This window comes from Streptomyces clavifer (assembly GCF_036345975.1).
In the GTDB taxonomy this organism is placed as follows: domain Bacteria; phylum Actinomycetota; class Actinomycetes; order Streptomycetales; family Streptomycetaceae; genus Streptomyces; species Streptomyces clavifer.
Map to the genome: position 1 here is coordinate 6,500,786 of NZ_CP107793.1, position 23,871 is coordinate 6,524,656.

General features: G+C 70.7%; 24 protein-coding genes and 1 pseudogene. 7 read left to right on the top strand and 18 right to left on the bottom strand.

Features of this window, described 5'->3' with window-relative positions; translation table 11 throughout:
- Positions 1–4 precede the first annotated feature (4 nt).
- The 3 genes from OG927_RS28240 to OG927_RS28250 are packed head-to-tail and all read right to left on the bottom strand — an operon-like array spanning position 5 to position 3,146.
- Positions 5–1,351 carry a sensor histidine kinase gene (locus OG927_RS28240; RefSeq protein WP_124280585.1) on the bottom strand — a complete coding sequence of 449 codons (1,347 nt, stop codon included), beginning with the start codon at positions 1,349–1,351 and terminating at the stop codon, positions 5–7.
- A 26-nt stretch (positions 1,352–1,377) separates the two neighbouring features.
- On the bottom strand, positions 1,378–2,217 hold the full coding sequence (locus OG927_RS28245) for an ABC transporter permease (RefSeq protein ID WP_124280584.1): 840 nt from the start codon (positions 2,215–2,217) through the stop codon (positions 1,378–1,380).
- Positions 2,217–3,146: an ABC transporter ATP-binding protein gene (locus tag OG927_RS28250; protein ID WP_056792301.1), complete on the bottom strand. Its 930-nt coding sequence runs from the start codon at positions 3,144–3,146 to the stop codon at positions 2,217–2,219. The genes OG927_RS28245 and OG927_RS28250 overlap by 1 nt, the downstream gene beginning before the upstream one ends.
- Before the next feature lie 418 nt (positions 3,147–3,564).
- On the opposite strand from OG927_RS28250, the gene OG927_RS28255 reads away from it, so the two are divergent.
- Positions 3,565–3,981 carry a VOC family protein gene (locus tag OG927_RS28255; protein ID WP_056792302.1) on the top strand — a complete coding sequence of 139 codons (417 nt, stop codon included), beginning with the start codon at positions 3,565–3,567 and terminating at the stop codon, positions 3,979–3,981.
- Between the two features lie 93 nt (positions 3,982–4,074).
- Here OG927_RS28255 and OG927_RS28260 read toward each other — a convergent pair whose 3' ends face one another.
- The 9 genes from OG927_RS28260 to OG927_RS28300 form a co-directional block, all read right to left on the bottom strand.
- Positions 4,075–4,512, bottom strand: a complete 438-nt coding sequence (locus OG927_RS28260; RefSeq protein WP_330320993.1) for a DUF6086 family protein — start codon at positions 4,510–4,512, stop codon at positions 4,075–4,077.
- 269 nt (positions 4,513–4,781) lie between these two features.
- The gene (locus tag OG927_RS28265; protein ID WP_056792304.1) at positions 4,782–5,399 is read right to left on the bottom strand and encodes a class F sortase; all 618 of its coding nucleotides are present in this window, start codon (positions 5,397–5,399) and stop codon (positions 4,782–4,784) included.
- A 111-nt stretch (positions 5,400–5,510) separates the two neighbouring features.
- Positions 5,511–5,879, bottom strand: a complete 369-nt coding sequence (locus OG927_RS28270; protein WP_124280581.1) for an LPXTG cell wall anchor domain-containing protein — start codon at positions 5,877–5,879, stop codon at positions 5,511–5,513.
- Positions 5,880–6,087: 208 nt separating this feature from the next.
- On the bottom strand, positions 6,088–8,082 hold the full coding sequence (locus tag OG927_RS28275; protein ID WP_330320994.1) for a sensor histidine kinase: 1,995 nt from the start codon (positions 8,080–8,082) through the stop codon (positions 6,088–6,090).
- The gene (locus OG927_RS28280) at positions 8,066–8,803 is read right to left on the bottom strand and encodes a response regulator transcription factor (RefSeq protein WP_209469328.1); all 738 of its coding nucleotides are present in this window, start codon (positions 8,801–8,803) and stop codon (positions 8,066–8,068) included. The genes OG927_RS28275 and OG927_RS28280 overlap by 17 nt, the downstream gene beginning before the upstream one ends.
- Positions 8,804–8,843: 40 nt before the next feature.
- Positions 8,844–9,050 carry a hypothetical protein gene (locus tag OG927_RS28285; protein ID WP_319102026.1) on the bottom strand — a complete coding sequence of 69 codons (207 nt, stop codon included), beginning with the start codon at positions 9,048–9,050 and terminating at the stop codon, positions 8,844–8,846.
- Positions 9,051–9,145: 95 nt separating this feature from the next.
- Positions 9,146–9,484, bottom strand: coding sequence for a YciI family protein (locus OG927_RS28290; protein ID WP_124280579.1), 339 nt, complete (start codon positions 9,482–9,484; stop codon positions 9,146–9,148).
- Between the two features lie 184 nt (positions 9,485–9,668).
- Complete coding sequence (locus OG927_RS28295; protein WP_330320995.1) at positions 9,669–10,151, bottom strand: GtrA family protein; 483 nt, start codon at positions 10,149–10,151, stop codon at positions 9,669–9,671.
- Positions 10,152–10,521: 370 nt separating this feature from the next.
- Positions 10,522–11,625 (bottom strand): ATP-grasp domain-containing protein, encoded by a 1,104-nt coding sequence (locus OG927_RS28300; protein WP_056792309.1) that lies wholly within the window; start codon positions 11,623–11,625, stop codon positions 10,522–10,524.
- 311 nt (positions 11,626–11,936) lie between these two features.
- On the opposite strand from OG927_RS28300, the gene OG927_RS28305 reads away from it, so the two are divergent.
- Complete coding sequence (locus tag OG927_RS28305) at positions 11,937–12,950, top strand: alpha/beta fold hydrolase (RefSeq protein ID WP_241191682.1); 1,014 nt, start codon at positions 11,937–11,939, stop codon at positions 12,948–12,950.
- A gap of 161 nt (positions 12,951–13,111) precedes the next feature.
- On the opposite strand, the gene OG927_RS28310 is transcribed toward OG927_RS28305, so the two are convergent.
- Positions 13,112–13,987 (bottom strand): septum formation family protein, encoded by an 876-nt coding sequence (locus tag OG927_RS28310; protein ID WP_056792310.1) that lies wholly within the window; start codon positions 13,985–13,987, stop codon positions 13,112–13,114.
- A 161-nt stretch (positions 13,988–14,148) separates the two neighbouring features.
- Positions 14,149–14,661, bottom strand: coding sequence for a hypothetical protein (locus OG927_RS28315; protein WP_330320996.1), 513 nt, complete (start codon positions 14,659–14,661; stop codon positions 14,149–14,151).
- Between the two features lie 305 nt (positions 14,662–14,966).
- Between OG927_RS28315 and OG927_RS28320 the strand changes: the two genes are divergently transcribed.
- Positions 14,967–15,521: a DUF6234 family protein gene (locus OG927_RS28320; protein ID WP_330320997.1), complete on the top strand. Its 555-nt coding sequence runs from the start codon at positions 14,967–14,969 to the stop codon at positions 15,519–15,521.
- A gap of 85 nt (positions 15,522–15,606) precedes the next feature.
- On the opposite strand, the gene OG927_RS28325 is transcribed toward OG927_RS28320, so the two are convergent.
- A complete protein-coding gene (locus tag OG927_RS28325) occupies positions 15,607–17,742 on the bottom strand; it encodes a UvrD-helicase domain-containing protein (RefSeq protein WP_330320998.1) in 2,136 nt (711 codons plus the stop codon).
- 46 nt (positions 17,743–17,788) lie between these two features.
- Positions 17,789–19,318: a serine/threonine-protein kinase gene (locus tag OG927_RS28330; RefSeq protein WP_408058132.1), complete on the bottom strand. Its 1,530-nt coding sequence runs from the start codon at positions 19,316–19,318 to the stop codon at positions 17,789–17,791.
- A 261-nt stretch (positions 19,319–19,579) separates the two neighbouring features.
- Between OG927_RS28330 and OG927_RS28335 the strand changes: the two are divergent.
- A pseudogene (locus tag OG927_RS28335) lies at positions 19,580–20,103 on the top strand (hypothetical protein); the annotation flags it as partial.
- 83 nt (positions 20,104–20,186) lie between these two features.
- Here the strand turns inward: OG927_RS28335 and OG927_RS28340 are convergent.
- Positions 20,187–20,597, bottom strand: a complete 411-nt coding sequence (locus tag OG927_RS28340) for a VOC family protein (RefSeq protein ID WP_209469323.1) — start codon at positions 20,595–20,597, stop codon at positions 20,187–20,189.
- 87 nt (positions 20,598–20,684) lie between these two features.
- A complete protein-coding gene (locus OG927_RS28345; RefSeq protein ID WP_199862707.1) occupies positions 20,685–21,077 on the bottom strand; it encodes a helix-turn-helix domain-containing protein in 393 nt (130 codons plus the stop codon).
- Between the two features lie 373 nt (positions 21,078–21,450).
- Here OG927_RS28345 and OG927_RS28350 point away from each other — a divergent pair, with 373 nt between their 5' ends.
- From OG927_RS28350 to OG927_RS28360, 3 genes are all read left to right on the top strand, one after another.
- Positions 21,451–21,810, top strand: a complete 360-nt coding sequence (locus tag OG927_RS28350; protein ID WP_124280571.1) for a hypothetical protein — start codon at positions 21,451–21,453, stop codon at positions 21,808–21,810.
- A gap of 129 nt (positions 21,811–21,939) precedes the next feature.
- A complete protein-coding gene (locus OG927_RS28355; RefSeq protein ID WP_330321000.1) occupies positions 21,940–23,115 on the top strand; it encodes a radical SAM protein in 1,176 nt (391 codons plus the stop codon).
- Positions 23,116–23,120: 5 nt separating this feature from the next.
- Positions 23,121–23,732, top strand: a complete 612-nt coding sequence (locus OG927_RS28360) for a hypothetical protein (RefSeq protein WP_330321001.1) — start codon at positions 23,121–23,123, stop codon at positions 23,730–23,732.
- Positions 23,733–23,871: the final 139 nt, after the last annotated feature.

Below are 23,871 nucleotides of genomic sequence, written 5' to 3' on the forward strand. Positions count from 1 at the left end.
TGTCTCACGGGGCCCGGGTGGACGGCACGTCGAGCTCGACGTCGACGATCCAGCCGGGTCCGTCCTCGCGCGGGCCCGCCTTGACCGTGCCGCCGTACAGGCCGGCGCGCTGCCGGATGCCGACCATGCCGTGTCCCGGGCCGTCGGGCCGCGCCGGCGCCTCCGCGGGCACCGGGGCTCCGGGCGCGGTCCCGGAATCGGCGATGCGGATCCGCACCGTGCGGGCGTCCGCCGTCACGGTGACGTGGGTGGCGGAACCCGCCCCCGCGTGCTTCAGGGTGTTGGTGAGGGCCTCCTGGACGATGCGGTACACGGTGAGCTGCACACCGCCGCCCAGCGTGGCGAGGTCGCCCGCCGTCCGGTACGTCACCGGGAGACCGGCGGCACGGATCCGCGTCAGCAGCGCTTCCACGTCGCCGATGCCCGGCTGAGGACTCAGGGGCCTGCCGCCCCCGTGATCCTGCTGCCCCTCCCGCAGGACACCCAGCACGCTGCGCAGCTCGCTCATGGCCTGCCGGCCGGTGTCGCCGAGCATGCGCAGGGCCTCCGCCGACCGCTCGTCGTTGTGGGCGGCCAGGGTCGCGGCACCGTCGGCGAGCGTGACCATGACCGAGAGGTTGTGGCCGACGATGTCGTGCATCTCCCTGGCGACGCGCGAACGTTCGGCGGCGGCGGTCAGCTGCACCCGTTGGTCCCGTTCGACCGCCAGGCGCCGGTCGCGGTCCCTGAGCGCCGTCAGGTACATCCGTTGCGCCCGGAGGGCGAGGCCCACGGCGGTGGGCGCGATGACGGTCCCCATCAGGAAGAAGAGGCCGGGCACCCAGCGGTCGACGGGTACCAGGACGCAGAGCGTCAGGACGACCTGGAACACCGCCCCGGCGACGGCCCACCCGAGCAGGCGGAGCGAGCCGCGCAGCGCCAGCGTGTACAGGGCGGCGCTGACGGCGGCCGGCAGCGACAGACCCAGAGCGCCCTGGACGACGGAGACCGCGATGATCGCGAAACAGACGGAGGCCGGGGCGCGGCGACGCCACCACAGGGGTACGACCTGCGCGGCGAACAGCCCGTACAGCGCGGCGGCCGGCAACGGCGCTCGGGTGTCGGTCTCCCCGAAGGGAGAGGTGGCGCCGCCCGCGAGCAGGTCCGGCAGGCTGACGCAGACCACGAGCAGCACCACGGAGGTGTCGAGCAGCAGGGGCCGCCGTCGGTCGAGCCGGCGCAGCCGGCGCAGACGGCTCAGCAGCACGTGCAGGATCGGGTTCTGCCCCCAGACCGCCTCGAGTCCGGGGAACTGCGGAGACGCCGATCCCCGGGCTCGGTCCGCGGCCGTCGCCGCGCGGTGCGGGCTCATGGTCCTCATTCTCGTCGTTCCGCCGCTCAGACGTCGGTCTTCTTCAGCCGGACGGCCGCTCCCGCACCGGCGAGAGCGACCCAGCCGGCGAAGACCGCGAGTCCTGCCGCGGGCGACAGCGAGCCGGAGGCCTCCTGCAGGGCGAAGATCGACGAGCCGGCGTTGCTCGGGAGGTACGGGCTGATCGAGTCGTGCAGGGATCCGGGCAGCAGGGAGCCCAGGCCCGGCAGGATGAACAGGATGCCGACCAGGGAGGCGATGCCCGCCGCCGTGGAGCGGACCAGCGAGCCGAGAGCGACACCGAGCACGGCGACGAGGCCGAGGTAGACAGCCGCGCCGACCAGGCTGCGGGGAACCCCGTCGTCTCCCAGGGACAGCGCGATCGTCTCGCCGTCCAGTTCGACGGTCCCGGTCAGGAACGCGGCCAGTACACCGGCCATGGCGACGATCGCGGCGAGGGGGCCGATCACGGTCGCCTTCGCCCACAGGACCGGCAGCCGCCCGGGCACCGCCGCGAACGTGGAGCGGACCATGCCGGTGCCGTACTCGCCCGCGGACATCAGCACGCCCAGCACCCCCACACCCAGTGCCGCGAAGGTCGAGCCGGCGAGGGCGAGGCTGACCGCGTCGCCGGGACCGCCGGCACCGGCTCCCGGCGGGCCGTTCAGCGCGGCCCCGCCGTCGGAGCTGTAGGTGAACGAGGCGACCGATCCGAAGACGAGCAGTGCGGCGACGGAGGCCACCAGCGTGATCCAGCTGGAGCGCAGCGACCAGAACTTGACCCACTCCGAGCGCAGCACGCCCCGTCCGGTCACCTTCCGTCCCGTGGTTCCGACAGCGGGTCCCGCGGTGAGTGTGGTGGACATCAGGCTGCCTTTCGTCCGGCGCCGACGGGGGCGCTCTGGTATTCCACGGCGTCGTGGGTGAGATCCATGAAGGCCGCCTCCAGGGATACGGCCTGCGGTGCCAACTCGTAGACCGGCACCCCGTGCCGGGCCGCGACGGTCCCGATCTCCCGGGCCTCACGGCCGGTCACGGTCAGCTCCTCGTCGGACGGGGAACTGATGGTGACTCCGGGCGCCGCCAGCAGCGTCCGCAGACGGGTGGCCTGATCGGTGACGACCTTGACGCCACCGCCCCCGGCCTGCCGGGTGAAGTTGCTCAGCGACGTGTCGGCGAGCAGCCGTCCGCGGCCGATGATCACGAGGTGGTCGGCGATCAGCGCCATCTCGCTCATCAGGTGCGAGGAGAGCATCACCGCCCGTCCCTCGTCGGCCAGGGAACGCAGCAGGTTGCGCACCCACAGCACTCCCTCCGGGTCGAGTCCGTTGACCGGCTCGTCGAGCATGACGATCTCGGGGTCGCCGAGCAGCGCCGCGGCGATGCCCAGCCGCTGCCCCATACCGAGGGAGAACGCGCCCACCCGCTTGCCCGCCACCTTCGTCAGCCCGGCCACCTCGATGACCTCGTCGACCCTGCTGCGGGCGATGCCGTGGGTGTGGGCCAGTGCCATGAGGTGGCTGTGGGCGCTGCGCCCCGGATGCACCGACTTGGCGTCCAGCAGGACGCCGATCTCGTGCAGCGGGGCGGGGTGCCGGGCGTAAGGGCGTCCGTTGACCGTCACGGAGCCGCTGGTCGGAGCGTCCAGGCCGACGATCATGCGCATGGTCGTGGACTTGCCCGCACCGTTGGGACCGAGGAACCCGGTCACCTCGCCCGGCCGCACCACGAAGCTCAGCCGGTCGACGACCTTCCTGTCCCCGTACCGCTTGGTCAGCTCGTGTGCCTCGATCATGGATGTGGCCCTCTCGTGTCCCGGGTGTCCCGTCGGTGGCCGCAGTCACGCCGCGACCTCTGCCTGCGACGCTACGAGCCGGGAGCCCCTGTTCCGTGGGACCACAGGTGACACTTCGGGAGGCGCGGTGGTACCGCGGTACCACCGCGGGGTGTCCACGCCCCTACGGTGCGGTGCCCGGTCCGGACAGGTCGTCCACGCACGCGAAGATTCCCGTCGCCCGGGAAACACGGTCCGCCGCACGCTACGATCGGTGTGTGACTGCCGGGTCGGCCTTGAGCCATGCACGAGAGCGGCGCCCGGCTGCGGCGTGACCGCACGGCGGGCCCGAGGCCCGCCCCATCTCCGAGTCGTACCGTCGGGCGCCCTGTGCGGCGCCGTATCCCAACGGAACCCAAGACCCGGAGAGTTGCCACCCATGCAGAACGAACACACCCTGGACCAGGGTGTCACCACCGTCCAGCTGAACCACACCGCCGTGTACGCCTCGGACCGCTCCCTGTCGGCCGAGTTCCTGGCCGCGGTCCTGGGCCTGGAGGTGGGCGCACCGTTCGGCCCCTTCCTGCCCGTCGACCTCGGTAACGGGGTGACGCTCGACTACTACGAGAAGCGCGACGAGCCGGTCCAGGCGCAGCACTACGCGTTCCTCGTGCCCGACGCGCGGTTCGACGCCATGATCGGCCGGCTCGAGACGCTCGGCGTGACCTACTACGCGGACCCCCGCCACACCGAGCCCGGACGGGTCAACGACCTGTTCGGCGGTCGCGGGGCGTACTTCGACGACCCGGACGGCCACAACATGGAGATCATGACGCGGCCCTACACCCGTCCGTAGGAGGGCCGTAGCCGCCGAAGGTGAGCCGCGGAGGCCGGGAGGGGCCACCGCGGCTCACCTTCGGCGCTCATGAGGCGGACAGGGCGGGGTGGCTCATTCGGCCATCGAGCGGACCATCTCGCGTGACTCCCGGCGCAGGGCGGTCGCCCAGTCCTCCTGCGCCGCGGGGCTGTGCCCGTCGGCATGGCCGTGGCCGTTCCGGCAGGCACAACCCCGCGGCGCGAAGTCGGCGGAATCCCAGTCCACTTCGCTGCCGGCCAGCTCAGCGAGGGCCAGTGCCGTGGCAACGAAGCCGTCCGAAAGGCGCCGCATGACGCGGTGCCGCGTTCTGTGGTGCCACCGCAACAGGGCGTGGACGAACGCCGCGTAGACGTCGGGGTCGACCTGGTACTCGTCCGCCTGCTCGGGACCGATGCCGGACGGCAGGTCCAGCTCGGCCTCGTACACGGCGACGTGGCGCAGGAACAGCTGGGAGGCCCCGTTCGACGGGTTCCACAGCGTGCGATCGCCCATTTTGTAGTACTGACTCATACGGTGCCCCACTGTCGGCTGAGGGGGTCAGCGTATGGTCCGTCAGGCGAGCTCGTGCAGCCAGGTCGAGGCGGCTGCGTCGGCTGAAAATACTCGGTGGACCGGCCTGGACGGACCGTGCGACAGAACGTGGTCGAGGTCCTCGTGGGCGAGCATCGACGTGCCACGGGCAGACGCCGGACGCCGGGAGTACGCCGGACAGTTGGCACGGTGTCGCAGGTGTGGTGCGCGCGCCGTGCCGCTGCCCGGCGCACCGGACGGACCACCGGTCAGCGGAGCTTCGCGTACACGATGAGGTTGTCCACGGGGTGCCCGTCCGCGTCGAACGAACCGTCGCACGTGACGAGCCGGAGCACCCGCTCGCCCGTCGCGCCGTAGACCTTCTGCGTGGGGAAGGAGTTCTTGTTCACCGTCTCGGTGCCCGTGACGGTGAAGTGCGTCTTCCTGCCGCTCCCGTCGAGCACGGTCACGGCGGCCCCCTTGGCGATCTTCTTCAGGTCGTGGAAGACGGCCTTGCCGAACCGCGTGTCGTTGTGACCGATGAGCACGGCGGCCCCCGGCTCACCCGGGACGGCCCCGCCCGCGTACCAGCCCGCCGTCATGCCCTTCTCCGCGGGCGGCACCTCCACGGTGCCGTCCGCGTTGAGTCCCAGCCGCATCAACTCGCTGGTCACCCCGATCGAGGGGATGGTGACCTGGGCGGGCGCCGGAGCCTTCGGGCGTTCCGCGGGTTCCGTGGCTCCGTCGGCGGACGAGTCCGACACCCGGGCGGTGGCCGGGGGTTCCGCCGCCCCGGACGACGAACAGCCGGTGAGCGGGACCAGGAACAGGGTGGAGGCGGCCGACGCGATGACGGTCCGCCGGAATGCGTGTGCGGTGCGGGACATGGTGGCTCCGGGCGTAGGGGCTGTGGGGACGAGGCTCTGGGGCGTACGTGGTTCCGGGTGTACGGAAAGTGGCGCCGCCCCGACGTGCGGAGCGGCGCCACATGGGGCAGGTCAGCCGTTGCGGTGCGCCGAACGACGACGCAGCACGAAGGTGCCGGCGCCGGCCAGCAGGACGGCGCCCGCCGCGGAGCCGTACAGCGCGGTGGCGCCGCCCGTCTCCCCGGCCGCGCGCTCACCGGCCGCGACGCCGCCCCGCGGCAGCTGGCCGGTGGGGACCGACGCGGTCGGCGCCGCAGACGGCGCCCGGTCGGCCTCTTCGGGCGCCTGCTCCGCCTCGTCCACCGGCCTGGGCGTGGTGGTGCTCTCGGCGGTGGGCGTCGGCTTGCGGTCGTCCGCGAGGGCGGCCGTGGACGGGACGAGGAACGCGCCGGCCGCGACGGCGGTCAGGACTGCGGCGCGCAGGGTCGAACGAGAGGACATTGAGTGACTCCGATTCCGGCCCGGCGTTGGTGGGGCCCGCCTGCGGATGCGCGGTGGGCGCCGGGCATGACGACAGAATGGAGTGGAGATATGAGGAAGCTGTCAGGACGCTGTGTCCATCGCATCAGGGCCCGGAGCCCGCCCCGCTCCCCGAGCCGACCGCACCTACCGCACCGGGCCCGGCGCGGTTGGTGTGCTTCCCGTGCCGTCAGGACCGGACCCCGTGGTGGACCGGCCCCGTGCCGTCAGGGACGTCCGGCGGCAGGCGCAGGGTGAAGACCGACCCCCTGCCCACCGTGCTGACCACGCCGACGGTCCCGCCGTGCGCCTCGGTGAGCTTGCGGACGATCGCCAGGCCCAGACCGCTGCCACCGGTACGGCGGTTGCGGGACTTCTCGGCACGCCAGAAGCGGTCGAAGACGTACGGCAGGTCCTCCTCCGGGATGCCGCTACCGCTGTCGGCGACCTCCACCGCCACCTCCTCCCCGGACTCGGTGACGTACGCACGCAACGTCACCCGCCCACCCGCCGGAGTGTGGCGTACGGCGTTCGAGACCAGGTTGCCCACCGCCTGCCGCAGCCGTACCGGATCGGCCGTCAGCATGGGTACGGCGGCCCCGGTGGCAGCCACCGCGAGGCCCACCCCCGCCATGTCCGCCTGCGCCTGGTGGGCCGCCGCGACATGGGCGAGCAGGTCCTCGATCCGCACCGGCTCGGGATGCAGACGCAGCGCACCCGCGTCCGCCGCCGACAGGTCCTGGAGGTCGTCGATGATGTGCTGCAGCTGCACCGCCTCCTCCAACAGCGAGGAGATGAACACGGCGTCGGGATCGGCGATCCCGTCCTGGGCGCCCTCCAACCAGCCACGGATGTTGCTCAACGGGGTGCGCAACTCGTGGGCGACGTCGCTGACCATCACCTTGCGCTGCTCCTCCAGCCGCGCGCGGTGGGCGGACATGTCGTTGAAGGCGGCGGCCAGACGGCCGATCTCGTTGTCCGCGGTGACCACGACGGGGGCTGATTCCTCGCCGTCCCGCATGCGCTGTGCGGCTCCCGTGAGTGCGTGCAGCGGTCGCACGAGCCTGACTCCGGCGAGCACCGAGGCGCCCACGGTGAGCGCGAGGACGAGCGCCGCGACGCCCGTGATCCTGGCCGTGTTCGCGGGCGACAGATCGAAACCGGGGACGGCGCCGCCGTCCGGATCGCTGATGAACAACAGTGCGGGCGAGGCCACGTAGGAGCTGAGCTGCTCCTGGCGGGCGATGCCGACGCACGAGGCGATGGCCCGGTCGTTCTCACCGGTCGCACCGGCGTCCACGGTGGGCGCGGGGGACGGGGTCGGCCGTACCTCCTGGGGGACGGCGGTCGGCCGGGGCGCCGGTGTCGAGACCGCGGCCTCCGCAGACTCCCTGCCCCCACCCCACGAGAGGTCCAGATCGAGCTGTACGGGGTCCCGCTCCTGGCGGTCCAGGCACGCGTCGACCAGTTCGTTGAGCGCACGGAGCGCCTTCCTCTCGGTCGGGGTGGGGGTGCCCAGCTCGTCCGTGACGCACCGGGTGCCCTGCACCCGGTCGGGGTCGTTGCCCACGACCTGGATACGGGGCCGCCCGCTCGGCGACTCCACCACGTCCGAGGCGATCCCCTCCTGGTCGAGGCAGGCCGTCGCATCCTCGGCGATGCCCATGAGCGAGGCGTGCTCGGTCTGCGGCAGGCGGAACGGGCCGACGGCGCGGGGGTCGATGCGGTCGGTGCCCGACTGCGTCCCCACGCCGGTCGTCACGGGCCCCGTCCCGGACGACTGGGCGGCGTCCACGGACATGGGGTCCACGACCGCCGACGCCTGGGACGGCAGAGCCGGCGGGGGAGGGGACACCCCCGCGGAGTCGGCGAGGATCTCCCGGCCCTGCGTCGTCAGGGTGATCCGCCGGCCCGAATCGGCGGCCAGCTCCTCCAGGGTCGCCGCCACGCCGTCCCAGGTCGGGTGCTCCGCCGCGTAACCGAGCAGCGTGTCGTGGATACGGCTGTCGGCGGAGAGGTTCTGGCCCTGCTCCTGCTCGATCGCGCCGGAGGTGGTCTGCACCGCCAGCCAGGCGGTCGCGGCGACCGAACACGCCGCGACGAGCGCCGATACGGCCAGCAGGCGCCCCAGGAGACTCTTGCGGAGCGGCAGCCGGTAACCGCCGTCCTCATCGTGCCGACGCACGCGCGGCACCCTTCGCCGGATCCGTCAGCTTGTAGCCGACACCGAAGACGGTGAGCAACCGGACCGGCCGACGGGGCGCCCGCTCGATCTTCTTCCGCAGGTTCATGATGTGCACGTCGACGGTGCGGCTGCTGATGTACCGGTCGAACCCGTGCAGTTCCTCCAGCAGTTGCTCCCGCGCGAAGACGCGGTCCGGTTCCGCGGCCATCGCGGCGAGAAGCCGGAACTCACCCGGTGTGCACTCCACCCGCACACCCTCCACCGCCACCTCGTGGCGTACGGGATCGACGGCGAGGGCGCCCACCCGCAGCACATGCCCGTCGGCAGGATCCGGATCCGCGTCCCGCCCGCTGCGCCGCGTGCGCCGCAGGAGCGTGCGTACCCGTGCCATCAGCTCACGCGGGCTGTACGGCTTGGTCATGTAGTCGTCCGCACCCAGGTCGAGCCCGAGCAGCAGATCGTCCTCGGTGGACCGGGCGGTGAGCATGAGCACCGCCAACTCGCGTGCCTCGGAGCGCAGTACGCGTATGACGTCCAGCCCGTCGGCCCGCGGCATCATCACGTCGAGGACGAGCAGGTCCGGCGTGCCCTGCCGGACCTGCTCCAGTGCGGCGAGGCCGTCCCCCACCACCGTGACGGCGTGCCCTTCGCGTTCGAGGTAGCGGCGTACCAGTTCCGCCTGCTTCGGGTCGTCTTCCGCGACTATCACATGTGCGCACACGCGGATGATCGTAGAGGAGCCCGGAATGCGGCTTTCCGGGTCACGCGAGCAGGTCGACGGCCTCCCGGAAGTCGGCCAGTGCCTCGCCGTACCGCCTGCCGGCGACGAAGAGCGCCGAGCGGTCGGTCAGGGCGCGGGCGAGCGCGGGCCCTCCCGCCCTGTCGTCCACGGTGGCCAGCCGGCGGGTGAGGGCGGGCGAGAGCGCCGGGACGCCCCTTGTGGGACGGGTCGGACCACGTCGCCCCACCGCGTCACCACGGGCCTGCGGCGTGCCGAACCCGCAGCTCACGAACCACGTGGGGAGCAGGTCCCCGCCGCTGCCGCCGCTGCCGCCGTCGTCGGTCAGACGGCCGGGTCGGTCATGATTTCCCGCACCTCTTGCGCACAGCGACACGCTGCGGCGATCTTGGCGGCCCACTCCAGCGCGTCCTCGCGTGAGGGCACATCGACGATCGAGAACCCGCCGAGGACCGCCTTGGTCTCCGGGTACGGGCCACCGGTGACGCTCCCGTCGGTGGCCACGACGCTCGCCCGCTGGCTGGCCAATCCACCACCGAAGACCCACACGCCGGCGTCCTGAGCCTCCCGCACCACCTCGTGTGCGGCCGCGTCCACCTGGGGCAACTCCTGGTCGGGAATGATCATCGAGCCGTCATCGAACGAGATCAGGTACCGCGGCATCCATGGCTCCCTTGTCGAGTGACCGAATTCAGCCGCTTCTCACCCTATGGCGAACGTCGCCGAAACCGCCGCTCGTCCGGCCTGTCGGCGCTGCACCGGGCCCGGGTACGAACCGCATGCGGGGCAGGCGCGCATCCTGACGGGCGCCTTTCGTCCGGGGTCGTTCCTGGAGTGGCCCGGCCACTCATGCCGCAATGGCCACGGACGACTTGCCGAACGAGGCCCCTGCCTCGGCGGGTACGACGACCGGCCCGGTGAAGACCGCGAACCGCAGCAGCGCGAACCGGCCCACCCCGGCCACCGCCGACGCCGACAGGTACACCGTCTGCTCGGCCATCAGGGAAGGTGAGGTCTCCACGGCGTGCAGCAGGAGCAGAGCACCGGTGGTGAACGCGTAACTCACTGCCACGGTCATCCCGGACTGCAGGTGGATCCGCCACCCCCTGCGGTCGCTCCGGAAGGAGATCCGGCTGTGCAACTCCGTCGCGATCACGGTGGAGACCACGGTGACCAGCGCGTTGGCGACGACCAGCGGTATCCGCTCGCTGAGCAGTACGAGCACGCCCCCGGAGACGAGACCGACGCCCCCACCACACACGACGAAGCGCACGAAGGCCCCGATGAGTGGGTGGGCGGTGCGCGGCGGCCGGTGCGTCGGGGCGGTCACGGGATTCCTCCGGGAGGTGTGCGGAACAGTGTGTCGATTCCATCCCACAACCTAGGGATTCCGCGTCACCCGAACGATCCGGTAAGGCCCCGACTTGAGTGGGGGACAACCCTCAGGGGCACCTGGGGGTTGGCTCCACCCGCAGTGTCCGTGGAGCCCCTCGAGACGCCCTTGCCCGCAGGTGGTCGGACCGCTCGGGCTTCACTCGGACTCGATGAGGCCGATGGGGCGGCACGGGCGGCACTCGACCTTTCGCGCTGCCGTCCGGGCGGCACCGCCGGTGCCGGGTGCGCGGCGGAGGAAGGCTCGTGCGATCCGCTGGACGAGGGCGACGCGGGCGCACCCGGCCCACGGCCATGCCGCGCATGTCTCAGAGCACGGCGGCGACCCCTGCGGAGGCAGGGCGGGCGGCGGTGGACGGCGGGTCCTCGGAGCGCTGCCCCGGCACCACCACCGGCCGCAGGGCGCGTGGCCCGGCTATCACCGAATAGTCCGCGCCCAGGAAGTCCGGGGTCAGATCACCGGGGTCGTCGCCGAGTGCCAGGCGCACCGCGGCCCACGGGGCGTTGATGCCGCACTGGGAGAGCTGGTGCAGGCCGCCGGCCGGCCGGGTGTTGACGTCCATCAGGACCGGCTGCCCCTCGTACATCCGGAACTGGATGTTGGTCAGCCAGTGCAACCCGAACGTCCGGGCCATCAGCCGGGCGGGGTCGGTCACCGAAGGCCGCAGCGTGAATCCGCGACGCCGCCCGTTCTTCGTACGGCCCACCGCCATCCGGACCGCGCCGTCGGGACCGGTGAGGCAGTCGACGGACACCTCGGGTTCGTCCAGGCGCGGCATCACGAGCCAGTCGACCGAGCCCTCGCCGCTGCGCAACGCCTCGATGACCAGACCCAGCGGCACGTAAGGGCTGGGGAAGCCGCCCAGGTGCAGCAGGGAGAACGGGGCCCGGGTGATGATGCGGAACCCGACCCCGCCCGCACCGGCCGCCGGCTTGAAGCAGGCCGTGCCCCCCGCGGCCTCGATCGCGTCGACGGCCTCGACCAGCTCGTCCTCGGTACGCACCCGCCACCACGGCGGCACGGGCACCCCGACGGCCGAAACCGTCTCGTACGCGGTCGCCTTGTCCTGGAAGAGGGCACAGGCCTCGGCGGGTGGAGCGAGGAGCGTGGTGCCTATCGCGGCGAACTCCTCGCGGTGCGCGGCGATCGCCGCCTGGTGCAGCACGGGAACGAACACATCGATGCCGCGCCGGGTGCACTGGTCCAGGGCGAATTCGGCGTATGCGGCCGGGGTCAGACCCTCCGGCTCCGGCGACGCGGTGTCGGCGGCGGCGAGCACGGGGGAGTCGGGGTCCCCGTGTGTGGCATGGACCGCGACCTGCCGACCGTCCGGATTATGTCGGAGCTGATCGATGAAGAAGACGTTCTCCGCGTACGTGCGGTTGAGCCAGATACGTACGGGAGAGACCATTCAGGCCGCCTTCCGGGGTTCGCGGGCAGGGCAGCGCGGTGCCGTACCCGGTCAGGGAGAGGGATGACGCACGAAACCGCGGCAGACAGCCGGCGGGTGTGCTGGGGTGATCATAGGGCGCGCAGGACCCCGCACGGCTACGCGCGTGTTACGGAATGCCTGGGAGGGGCCTCCCGCTGCCCCCGGAGCCCATCCGTACACCGCCTGAAACCCCAGGGAAATCCCCCGTACGCCGGAGCTTCCTACGCTCGCCGGGAATCGTCGCAGCGACAACCAACCGGAACGACGGACCGTGAGCAGGAGGCGATCTCGTGACCGGCGCACCACGGCACGGAGGCGGGCAGGCGGCCGAGCTTCGGCACCGGGTGATCCACGGATACCGCCGTGCTTACCGCATGGCGGGAGAAGGCCCCGCGATCCTGCTCATCCACGGCATCGGCGACTCCTCCGCGACCTGGGCGGACCTCATCCCCCGCCTCGCCCGCCACCACACGGTGATCGCCCCTGACCTCCTCGGGCACGGCGCCTCGGACAAGCCGCGGGCCGACTACTCCGTGCCCGCCTACGCCAACGGCATCCGGGACCTGATGGGAGTCCTGGGCATCGAACGCGCCACCCTCGTCGGCCATTCGCTCGGCGGTGGCGTGGCCATGCAGTTCGCGTACCAGTACCCCGAGCGCACCGACCGGCTGATCCTGGTGAGCGCGGGCGGCGTGGGCCGCGAGGTGAACCCCGTCCTGCGCGCCGTGTCGCTGCCGGGCGCCGACCTGATGCTGTCCACCCTGCGCCTGCCCGGGATGCGCCGCCAGGTCGGCCTCTTCACCCGGCTGATCAAGGCGCTCGACACGGATCTGGGACAGGACGCGGGCGAACTGGTGGACCTCGTGGACGCTCTCCCCGACGCCACCTCCCGCAGCGCGTTCATCAGCACCCTGCGGGCCGTGGTCGACTGGCGGGGCCAGGTGGTCACCATGCTGGACCGCTGCTACCTGACCCAGGGCATGCCCACGCTGCTCCTCTGGGGCTCACGCGACAGTGTGGTGCCCGTGCACCACGCGTACGGCGCTCACGCGGCCATGCCCGGCAGCCGCCTGGAGATCTTCCAGGGTGCGGGGCATTTCCCGTACCACACCGACCCCGCCCGATTCCTGGACCTCGTCGAGGACTTCATGCGGACCACGGCTCCGGCAGCCTGGAGTCAGGAACGCTGGCGCGCCCTCCTGCGCACGGGCCGCCCGGGCAGTCCGGAGGGCGCACCGGACCCGGCGTACGACCGTGCGGTGGACCGGGACCTGCGCGAGGTGAGCGAGCGGAGTGCCACGTGAGGTACGGCGTGAGGCGCGACGGTGGGAGTCGGACGCTGCCCGGGGCGGGAGGGTTCGAGCGCAGAGGACGCCACACTGCATCCGTGACGTGATGCGCGGGGGCGGGCCCCGGTGCGGGTGGTGACGGCGCACCGGGGGCTCCGGCCTCGCGGCGGAGGAGGTCAGCCCGCCCAGACCTCGGCCTCGTCGGCCGGGACGGTCGTGGCGAGCTTCAGCTCCTTGCGTGCGGCGATCGACTTGTTGGGGTCGATGCCGGTGAAGGCCCCGTCGTAGGCGAGGTAGAAGGTGTCGGAGTCACCTGCCGACGCCGCCTTCTTCCACTCGCCGGCGGCCTTCTCCAACTGTGCGCGGAGCTTGCCGGTCTCGGGCTGCTCGATGTTCCGCAGCGCCTGGACATGGGTGTCGAGCGCGGCTGCCACAGCCTTGGCCTGCGCCTTGTACCCGGGGAGGTCGTCCTCGACCTCTCCCTCGGGCTGGTTCTCCCAGAGGGCGTCGTAGACCGCGGTCGAGCCCTTGAGGTACGCCAGCTGGTCGGCGTCCAGGGGGGCGTTCTTCAGCGACCCGGTCAGCTTGCCCGACTCCTTGGTGTAGGCGCAGCTCACGGACCGGTCGCCCGTCGCCCAGCTCTCCTTGGTGGGGTGGTAGTAGAAGACCTCGGCCCCCGTGGGCAGCGCCCAGGTGTCCGGGGCGAACTTCTGCGCCTCGGCCGGGCATCGTTCGTCGGCGATCACCGCGACCGCGTCGGTACCGGGGAAGGACTTCTCGTCGTCTATCGTGAACTCGCCGACGACCTGGCCCTCGTGAGGCTCCTTGCACGGCACGACCTCTATCGCGAATTCCTCGCTCGCGGCAGCCTTGCTGTTCGGGTTGTAGCAGTCGCCGGTGGAGAGAGAGAAGACCGAGCGCTGGCGGGCGACCTTCTTCGCGCCGTCCTTGGCGCTGTCGACGACATCGGCGCAACCAGCCGCACCGATCGCGAGAAGGGCTACGACGACGGATATACCGCGCAGGGAACGGGACGTGGCACCCAGAGACATGACGTGTGCATCCTCAAACGGAAAATTTACGTATAGGTGTGCGCATCGTATGGCATATCTGTGACCACGCTGTGCGTGCGAGCCGGTGCACGGTCGATGCGGAGGCTTCGCCCCCGGGGGGATGGCGTTACCTCCGGTGGCGCACTCACGCACGCCCGGACTCACGCACGCCCGGACTCCAGGTGGTACGTCGTGTCGACCCAGAAGCCGTTCGTGGACCTGCCCTTGATCTCCAGTACGTACTGGCCGGGGGCCAGCGGCTCGATCCTGCCCCAGACTCCCCACGCATAGCGTTGGGTCTGCCCCGTCCTGAACGGCGCGGAGAACTCCTGCAACGGCAGGGGCACGCCGTTGAGTGACGCCGTGGCCTCGGCCACCGGCAGGGAACGGGGGACCCTCGAATACGCCCGGTCGTGCTGCATGTTCAGCACCGGGAAGAACACCGGCCGGTCCGAGGGGATCGCGCAGCGCCGCACCACTTGTCCCCCGTAGGTACCGGCCAGGAACCAGAGGTCGTCCGGCTGTCCCCACGCGGCGTGCTCGCCCGTCGTGTCCTTGACCGGACACTGTTCCTCGGGAGCGGACAGCGCCCACTGCCACCACCGGCCCGCGAGTGCCCCCCGCTCTTCGACGCTCGGTCTCCACGTGCCGCCGACCGGTCCCGCACCACTCATGACGCCCCTCCCACCTGTGGCCCCTGGTCCGGGGCCTGTTGCGAACAAGCGGACCTTACTCGGGGGCGGTGCAGGGTTCGGAGGTGGCCTCCGTGTTCGTTTCGCTGTGGCCCACGGCCCGTTCCACCGCCTGAGAGGAGACTTCGGGGACCCGTTCCGGCGGACCCGAGGATGGAGGTCGCAGGCCGGCCCCCTGGCCGGCAGCCCGACCGCATCCCGTGATCGCCGGACACCGCCCCGCAACGAGTGGGTTTCGGCTCGGGGACGGTGGTGTGGAGTGCGCCGTTCCGTACGAAAGTACGGTCATGACCACGGAGCCCGCTTCCCGTACCCCACGCCTACCAGGGGTTGTGCACGAGCGGGCGCGGGACACCGCGACCGAGGGCGGGGGGTTCGAGGGCGGGTGTCTCACCGTGATCGCCGTCCTGATCGAGATCGCCTTCGCCGCCTTTGTGGCCCTGTTGTTGGGGATGCGCGGCTGGGCTGGATCGACGAGCCGGTCCGGCAGCACCCCCGGGGACACCGGGCCGCCCCCGATGGACTGGGTACCGGTCCTCTGGCTCGGCGGGTTCACGCTCGGCGTGTCTCTGGTCGCCGTGTTCTTCCTGCGGTCGGGGCACCCGTTCGCAGGGGCGTTTCAACTGTTTATCGGCGCCGCCCTGCTGGCAGCCACCGTCGCCGCGGGGCTGGACGAGCACGAGCGGGCCCATCCGGCGCCGCTGCCGGCCTGCCCGACGCAGGCCGGAGTGCCGTGCGCCCCAAGGGATCCGGACTCCCGGCCCCCGAACGATCAGGGGGCCACCGGGCATCAGTGCCGCAGCGGGGGCGACAGCGACGAATGCGCGGACAGCGGGCGCTGAGGACCGGCCCGTCCGGAGCGGCCGACGAGCGGCGGACGGCGAGTCGTCCTCCGAACAGCGGGACGACCCGGAGGGCGCGGGCGCCTCACACACCCGCCTCCACCAGGAACGTGCTCGGCTCGCCCCACCAGGACACGTACAGTCCGTCCCTGGCCCGGGTGCAGGCGACGAACAGCAGGCAGCGTTCCGCGAGTAGGTCCGCGTCATGCTGGAGCCGGTCGATGTCGGCAGCGGTGACCGCCTTCGGATACGGCAGGGCACCATCGGCCACACCGATCACGGCAACACACCGGAACTCCAGCCCCTTGAACGCGTGCATGGTGCCGATCTGCACTGCATCCGGGTCGGCCGGTGCGTCCCCGCGCAACCGCGCCGCGTGGATTCCCGCGGCCTTCAGCCGGGCCGTCGCCTTGTCGCAGTTCTTGTTGAACCGGGCGCTGACCCCGATCTCGCTCGGGGCCACCCCGCTGTCCAGCCATCCCCTCACCCGCCCGACGAGCGCTTCGAGCTCGGCGTCCTCCGAATCCCCGCCGAACGTCTCCGGACCGGTCCCGTGCAGGGCCGATCGATAGCCGAGCAGCGTGTCGTGGCGGGCGTCGTCCGCCAGCTGTTCGAAGGGACGGCCGACAAGGAGGGCGGTGGACCAGCTCAGGATCTCGTGTGTCGAGCGGTAGTTCTTGCGCATCTTGGTCGACCGGCCACTGACTCTGACTCCCACCGACTTCAAGGACACCTTCGTGTCGTAGATGCGCTGGTGCGGATCCCCTGCGATGAACAGGTCGTCGGGCCGTGCCGGCGCCGCCGCACGCAGGAGCCGCCACTGTGCGGGGTGCAGGTCCTGGGCCTCGTCGACGACCACGTGACGGTACCGGGGGCCGGCTGACTCCAGGAGATCGGCCGCCTCCGCGCACGTCCCGAGGTAGGTGCGCAGGCCATCGGCGGTGAGCCTGCCGGTGAACTCCTCGAACGTACGCCACACAAGGGCGCGAGCGGATCCCGGCAGAGCGCTGCCGCGTCCCCGTCGCTCACAGTCCCTGTACTCCTCCGGAGTCCGCAGATTCTGGGCCAGGACGACATGCTTGTGCTCCTGGGCGAGGAACTGTGCGGTGCCGCTGAATCCGGTGGCAGCAGCAGCCCGCTCCCAGCGCGCCTCCTCCTCGCCACCGCGCAACGGCCGCCGTGACGTCGACACCACACGGCCGGCGAACGCGTCGACCGTCATGATGTCGACGCGGTCGCGGAGCACCTCGTCCTCGACCAGGGCCGCGAGCCCCGTACGCAGTGCCGCGACGAGCACGTTCGTGTACGTCGTCAGCAGGACCCGGTCCCCGTCACGCAGATGTCCGAGCAGATGCCGCACACGGTGCAGCGCGACGACCGTCTTTCCGGTGCCCGGGCCGCCCGTCACCTGCGCGGGGCCCGAGTAGGACGGCCGGTAGGCCACCTTGTGCTGCGAAGGGTGCAGGAAGACCCGCCAGGCAGCGAACGGCTTGTCGAGGATGTCGCGCAGCTCCTCGGACCCGGTGACCAGCGCGATGCGGGCCCGGGTGCGCTGAATGGCCGTCGCGAAGTCCCGGGTGTCCACCGGCGGATCACCGGCGGACACGGTGGACATGGCCACCGACACCACATCCCGCCAGACGTCCTCCACGCTGAAGCCTGCCGCGAGATACTCCAGGACCTCGCGTTGGTCCTGCGGGAAGTACGGTGCGAACACCTCCAGCTGTTCGGCGTCTGAGAGTGTGCGAGCCTGCCGCAGCGTCGTTTCGTCGATACCGAGTGCCTTCATGTCCCCGTCGGACACCCCGGCGAACAGCCGTTGATCGGGTGCCGGGGCGATGCGTTCGTACGCGGGGGTCAGCTCGTCGAGCATCGCGATGTCCCGGATCTCGACGGCCCGGGTGACCGTGTTGATGCTCGCCCTCTGCTTGACGGCCCACGCGATCGCCTTGTCGTGAGGCATGACGCGCAGCAGAACGTATGTGTCACCGCTGTCCGGCGCGAGGACGACACCCCGCGTCCCCTGATCGATGCGGATGGTCCTGATGTGCGGATCACGGGCGCGCTTCAGGGTCTCCAGCTTCAGCCCCTGGTCCTTGAACAACTGGTCCAGCGTGAGGCGTTCGAACTTCTCCCAGGCGTCGAACACACCCTGTTTCACGCTGCCCTGCAGCTTGCTGAGCTGTGCGCAGAAGTCGATGTCGAACGCGAGGTGGGGCATGGGCGGACTCTCCGGGTGAGCGGCGGGCGGCGGGGGTGGTAGTGGATCAGGCGGCCGGGCCGTCGAGATCGAGCTCGATCAGTGCCAGTGCCTCGGCGACCTCTTCGGACATGTCGTCCAGGGGGCCGTAGACCAGGCACAGGTCGTCGTGAAGGGGGGCGAGGACCAACTGCGCCTCAGGCACCTGTCCCTGGGCCAGCAGCAGCATGCCGATGTCCCGGCGCAGCTCGACCGCCTCATCGCTCACGTCCCCGTCCACCGTCCGGGCGACGTCCAGAACACCCCGCAGCGCGGCCAGGGCGTCGGTGACCTGGCCGAGCTCCCCACGGCACCGGGCCGCCTGCGCGCGGCACGCACGGGCCTGCGCACTGCTGGGGCCGCCGGTACGCGCGTAAGCGTCGGCCAGGTCATCGAATTCGGGCAACGCCGCCCGGTAGTCCCCGCCGAGCAGCCGGATCGCGGCACGCTGCGTCCGTAGCTCGAGGACCTTCCTGTTCTCCGTACCGAGGGCACGCGCTGCCGGTTCGATGATCTCGCTCAGCACCACGGCGGCCTGGGCGAACCGCTCCTCGTCCAGCAGCGCGTCGGAGTGGGCGTACGCCTCCGCGATCTCCTCGCGCAGTAGTTCCGACACGGCCACGGGAGCCGGGAGGGCGGCGTGGGGATCGACCGTCGTGGGTACGGGCCGTCCCGCACCCACGCGAGCGCGCGGCGCGTACGGCTGCCGGAAGATCCCGGTCGGATCCGGCACCCCCTGCGGCCACGACTCCCCGGGCGCGGGTCGCCCGCCGGGCGTCGGCAGGAAGGGGCGCAGTCGCTCGTACACCTCCTGTACGTCGACGGGCCGAGCCTCGGGTGATTTGAGCAACAGGTGCAGGACGAGCTCCTCCAGGGCGGCCGGCACGTCCGGTCGCAACAGGCGCAACGGGGTCGGCGCGGCGTTCACGTGCTGGTACATCACCAGGTACTCGCTGTCGGCGTTGAACAGGTTTCGCCCACTGAACAGTTCATGCAACACGCAGCCGAGCGCGTACAGATCGGTCTGCGGACTGGTCCGCCCGCCGCGAACCTGCTCCGGTGCCATGTACTGGTACGTGCCGATGGGGCTGCCGGTCGCGGTCAGCTTGGTGACGTCCGTGCGCAGGATCGCCGCGATCCCGAAGTCGAGGACCTTAACCGTCCCGTCCCGTGCGACCAGGATGTTGCTCGGCTTCAGGTCGCGGTGGATCACCGGCACCTCGTGTGCGTACGACAGTACGGTGGCCACCTGCGCCGCTACGGCGACGGCCCAGCTCACCGGCAGCGGGTGGTCGGGGCGGATGTACGCGGACAGCGGCAGCCCGTCGACCAGCTCCATGACGAGGAACAGCCGCTCGTAGGCGTCATCGAGCACCGCGGCGAACACCTGTGGCACGCCCGGGTGTTGGATGCGCGCGGTGATTCGGGCCTCCCGCTTGAACCGCTTGGCGAACTCCTCGGCCAGCTGCGGTGAGCCGGCGACGGCCTGCCGCCGGACCACCTTCACGGCGACGGGCCGGTCCAGGACGGCGTCGTAGCCGCGCCACACATCCCCCATACCGCCGCTGTTGAGCTCCTCCACGAGCTCGTACCGTCCGGCGATCGGCTGCTCTGGCACCTTGCCCCCGTGTGTGCGTGCGCGTGCTGACCGGTGCGCGCGGCCGACGCCCGCACGGCGCCGATCGGTCAAGTCTCTCTGTTGCGACCATGTCCGGTCCAGCGGTGCCGGGACTGTGGGTGCGCCGCCGAACGTTTCCGGTCAGGAGGGCGGACACAGGCAGTCGGCCATACCCGGCACCCAGCCACTCAGCAGCGACGCTTGGCGGTGGGGGTGAGCGCTCATGCCGACCACAAGCGCCAGCAGGCCATCGAGCACATCACGGAACTGCTGGAACAGCTGCACGATTGGCCAAGTCGTTTCCCGGCATCGGCGACGGCGGCGGCATCTTCCGCACCCACCTCGAACTCGCGGCCCTGGCGGTTGCGCTGAAGCAGCGGGTCATCGTCCTGCAGGCCGTCGAGCATGCCCAGAGCGACCCGGGCAACGTGTTCGAGAACTTCGCTCGCACACTCAAGGGCGATCAGCGTCGTCTTGATGCACTGGAGTCGGGCATCGCCGGTGTCCTGGTACGCCTGTCGGCGCTGGAGCTGGCGCGCCCGCAAGGCTTGCTGCCCGTCTTCACGACCGGTGAAGTCGACCGCCTGATGCGCGCGGCACACCGGATCCGCAGGCTGGGCGACGGTGTCGCTGTCAACGGCCGCGCGGCAGACGTGGCGATCGAGATCGTCCGTGACAAGGACGGCTCGGTGGTCGTGTTCCCGGCACTGCCCGCGCAGTCGTAGGGGACCCGCCCGGGACGGGGACGGGGGCGACCGGTGCGCAGTGGCGGACAGCCACTGCGCACCGGGCGCCCCGCCCTCGGTTCTCAGCCCTTCAGCTGGGTGAAGCGGAGGTGGTTGCCGAACGGGTCGCGCAGGCCGCAGTCGATCCCGTAGGGGCGCTCCGTCGGCTCGTCGGTGAACTCCACGCCCCGGGCCAGCAGTGTCTCGTACGTCTTCCGGCAGTCGTCCGTGGTGAGGATGAGCGCGCTGCCCAGTGCGCCCTTGGTCAGCAGCCCGCGGACCTGCTCGGCCGTCTCCTCGGACATCGCCGGAGGGCCGGGCTTCTCCAGCAGGACCTCGCGGTCCGGATGTCCGGGGACGCTGACCGTGAGCCAGCGCATGAAGCCCATGTCGACATCGGCATTGACCTCCAGGCCCAGCTTGCCGACGTAGAAGTCGAGGGCCTGGTCCTGGTCGAGGACGTAGATCTGTGAGTGCGTGATCGCGTTGAACATGAGGACCACGCTAATCGGCTGGCGCGGCGAAAACTTATCCGAATCTGCGCAGTCGCGGCGGCTCGTGCGGAGGGCCCGCGGAGGCGCTCAGCCGGTCGGCCGCGTCCACGCTTTCGTGAAGCACGTGGGTACATTCACGGCCGCCGTCTCCTTGCGGTACGTCCTGGGCGACCGGCCGACGATGTCGCGGAACGTACGGCTGAAGGTACCGGTGCTGCCGAACCCGACCTCGTAGCAGATGTCCGTGACACTGCGATCGGTCTCCCGCAGCAGGAACATCGCCCGCTCGACCCGGCGGCGCTGCAAGTACCGGTGCGGGGTCTCGCCGAAGGTGGCGCGGAAGGTGCGGGCGAAGTGGGCCGGCGAGACGTGGGCGATCCGGGCCAGGGCCGGTACGTCCAGTGGCTGCGCGTACGCACGGTCCATCGCGTCCCGTGCGCGGAGCATACGTCGGTTGGTCTCTTCCACGGTGCGGCTCACAGCGCCATCCCACCACAGGACGGCCGGTCCGGCGCCGAACGGTCGGCAGCGGAGAGAGCTTTGAATGGATCAAGACTCAAATGCATCGGTGCATAAGAGTGGTGCTAATGGGAGGGCGCGCTTCCTATTGACCGGCCAGGGGTGTGGCGTTTCAATACCGGCAGCGTCAGGTGTACGGGGCGGCCCGCTGTTTCTCCGCGGATCTCCTGTTCAACCGGTCGGGTTTCTTCCGGCCTGGGCGCTTCGGTTGTTCGGCCATGAGGTACGTGTACCGCCGTGATACGGAGTCGTGCTCGCACCCTGTACCTGAAGCCCCGTGGTCCGACCCTGACTCCTCGTATCCGAAGGGCGCGTTCCCGGAGAAGGAGGAGTTATGAGATCTGACGATTCCAAGCGCTATCTCGCCTATCTGGCGACCATTGCCGCCGGGCTGAGCATGCCCGTGTTCGCGGGAGGGGTGGCCCAGGCCGCCACCGAGCCCGCGCAGACGGTCACCGTCTCCGACTCGGCGCGTGCCGCGCTCGCCGCCCAGGCGGCGGAGGCGGACCAGGAGGCGCGGTCCGCCGACGGCTTGTTCGGGCAGTTCAACGAGATCTACAACAGGGTCTACAACGAGGTGATCAATCCCTACCTCCAGCGGGTCCAGCCGTATCTCCAGGGCATCACGCCGACACCGTCCGAGCGGACGGCCGCCGTCGCGCCACTGAGCCGGATCCTCGACGACCTGTCCTGACGCCACCCGCGGGTGCCCCGCGCCTGCTCCCCACCGGCTCCGAACCGGATGCGGACCGCACATTCCGGCCGCATCCGGTGATCCGCAGTCCCGAGATCCCGAGATCCCGAAGCGCGAGGAGGCCCACGAGTGGCACGGGAAACGTCCAGGCAGGTCCAGTTCGTCATCAAGATATCCAAGTTCTGCAATCTGAGGTGCACCTATTGCTACGAATTCGCCGAGCTCGGACAGCGTGAGCGGATGAGCCGGGAACAACTGCGCTCCATGTACGTGCACATGCGTGACTTCTATGTGAGGAAGGACCAGGAGGACGGGGTGCGTACGCACCTCCACATCGTCTGGCACGGTGGCGAACCGCTGATGATCGAGCCGGACTACTACTGGCGCAGCCTGGAAGACCAGCGTGAGATCTTCGGAGATTCGCTGAAGGTGAGCAATTTCGTCCAGACCAATCTCACCGTCCTCGACGACGAGCGGATCCGGCTTCTCCGGGACGGCTTCGACCATGTCGGCGTATCCGTGGACCTCTTCAGCGGACTGCGGGTCAACATCGCCGGCAGGGACCAGCAGAAGAACGTCGTCGCCAACATGGAGCGGCTGCGGTCCGAAGGTGTTTCCTTCGGCTGCATCACTGTGCTGACCAGGAAGAACCTGGGGCGCGTGAAGGACACCTTCTCGTTCTACGAGAAGGCGGGAATCGGTTTCAGGGTTCTCCCGCTCTTCGACGGAGCCTACGAGAACCAGCACGAGGCGTACGACATCACCGTCCCGGAGATCGTCTCCGCACTCAACGAGATGGTCGACCTCTGGCTGGAGAGCGACACCCCCGTGCAGGTCTCCCCACTGGACAGCCACTTCCAGATCGTGCTGCGCCACCTCAACCCCGAGGCGCCGCGTATCTACTTCAACCAGCGCGAATGGATCTCGGTGCTGGTCGTGAACACCCCCGGGGACGTCTACGCCTACGGCGACCCGTACGAGGACCCCGCGGCCTCACTGGGCAACATCTTCACCACCCCGCTCGAGGAATTGCTCTCGGGGCCACGTTTCGATGCCTCGGCCACCGCCGCCGAGACCCGGATGGCCGCGAACTGCCTGAACTGCAAGTATTTCGGAGCCTGTTCGGGTGCCCCCATCGCGAGCAACCGGGACAACGTACACACGGTCGTCGAGGGAATCGCCGTCTGCGACGTCGAGCGGAGCGTGCTGGAGCACATCGAGGACCGGTTGCGGAGCAGTGATGTCCTGGACCACGACGGGCGGGTCAGAGCGGCGGCGGGGCCCCTCGTCGATCCCGTCTCCTGACCCCGGTGGACGCCGACACGGGGAACACCCCCCGTCGGCCCCAGGAGGGCTTCGACGTGACGGTCACCTCGGCGGACGGCCCCCGCTCGCGTGTGCCCGACCCCCCGTTCCACGATGCCGCACCGCTGCTCGCGGTGACTCTGGAGGCCATGCCGGGCGGTGACGGGCAGGCGCGCCTGCCGTTCCTGTACGTCGATCTGGACCGCCGGCCGGGGGCCGCAGCCGTCGTCCGGGGCGACCGCAGGCCGGGGACGGCTCTGGACAAGACCCTGACTCTCTTCGTCCACAGCTCCGGCAACGGCTACGTCGGCATCACTGTCACGGAAAAGGACGCATCGGCCCCCGTCGGCCCCGGACCGGGTCCCGGCTTCTCACCCCGCGTCCTACGGGTGGCCGTCGATCCGGTCCGGCACGCGGCAGGGCTCGCGGTCGCTGTCCGCGCTGGACGACTGGTGATGGCACATCACTGGACCTCCGCGGCGGGCGACCGCCGTCGGTCTCTGCTGCCGGTCGCGGTGGACCGCGGGATGCTCCAACGCATCGTCCGGGCGGCGCTCACCCACCCGCGCCGAGTCCGCGTCGGCCTCGGGGACGGCCCAGGGCAGCCCGGGACCTGACCGCCGCAGGGGGAGTGGTCCTGAGGGGGTGATCAGCGGGCCGTGCTCGTCCACGCGGAACGTCAGTTCGTGCGGGTGTTGTCGCGCACCACCTGGCGACGGACCGGCTGTGAGTCTGTGCCGTCGGACCATGCGCCGG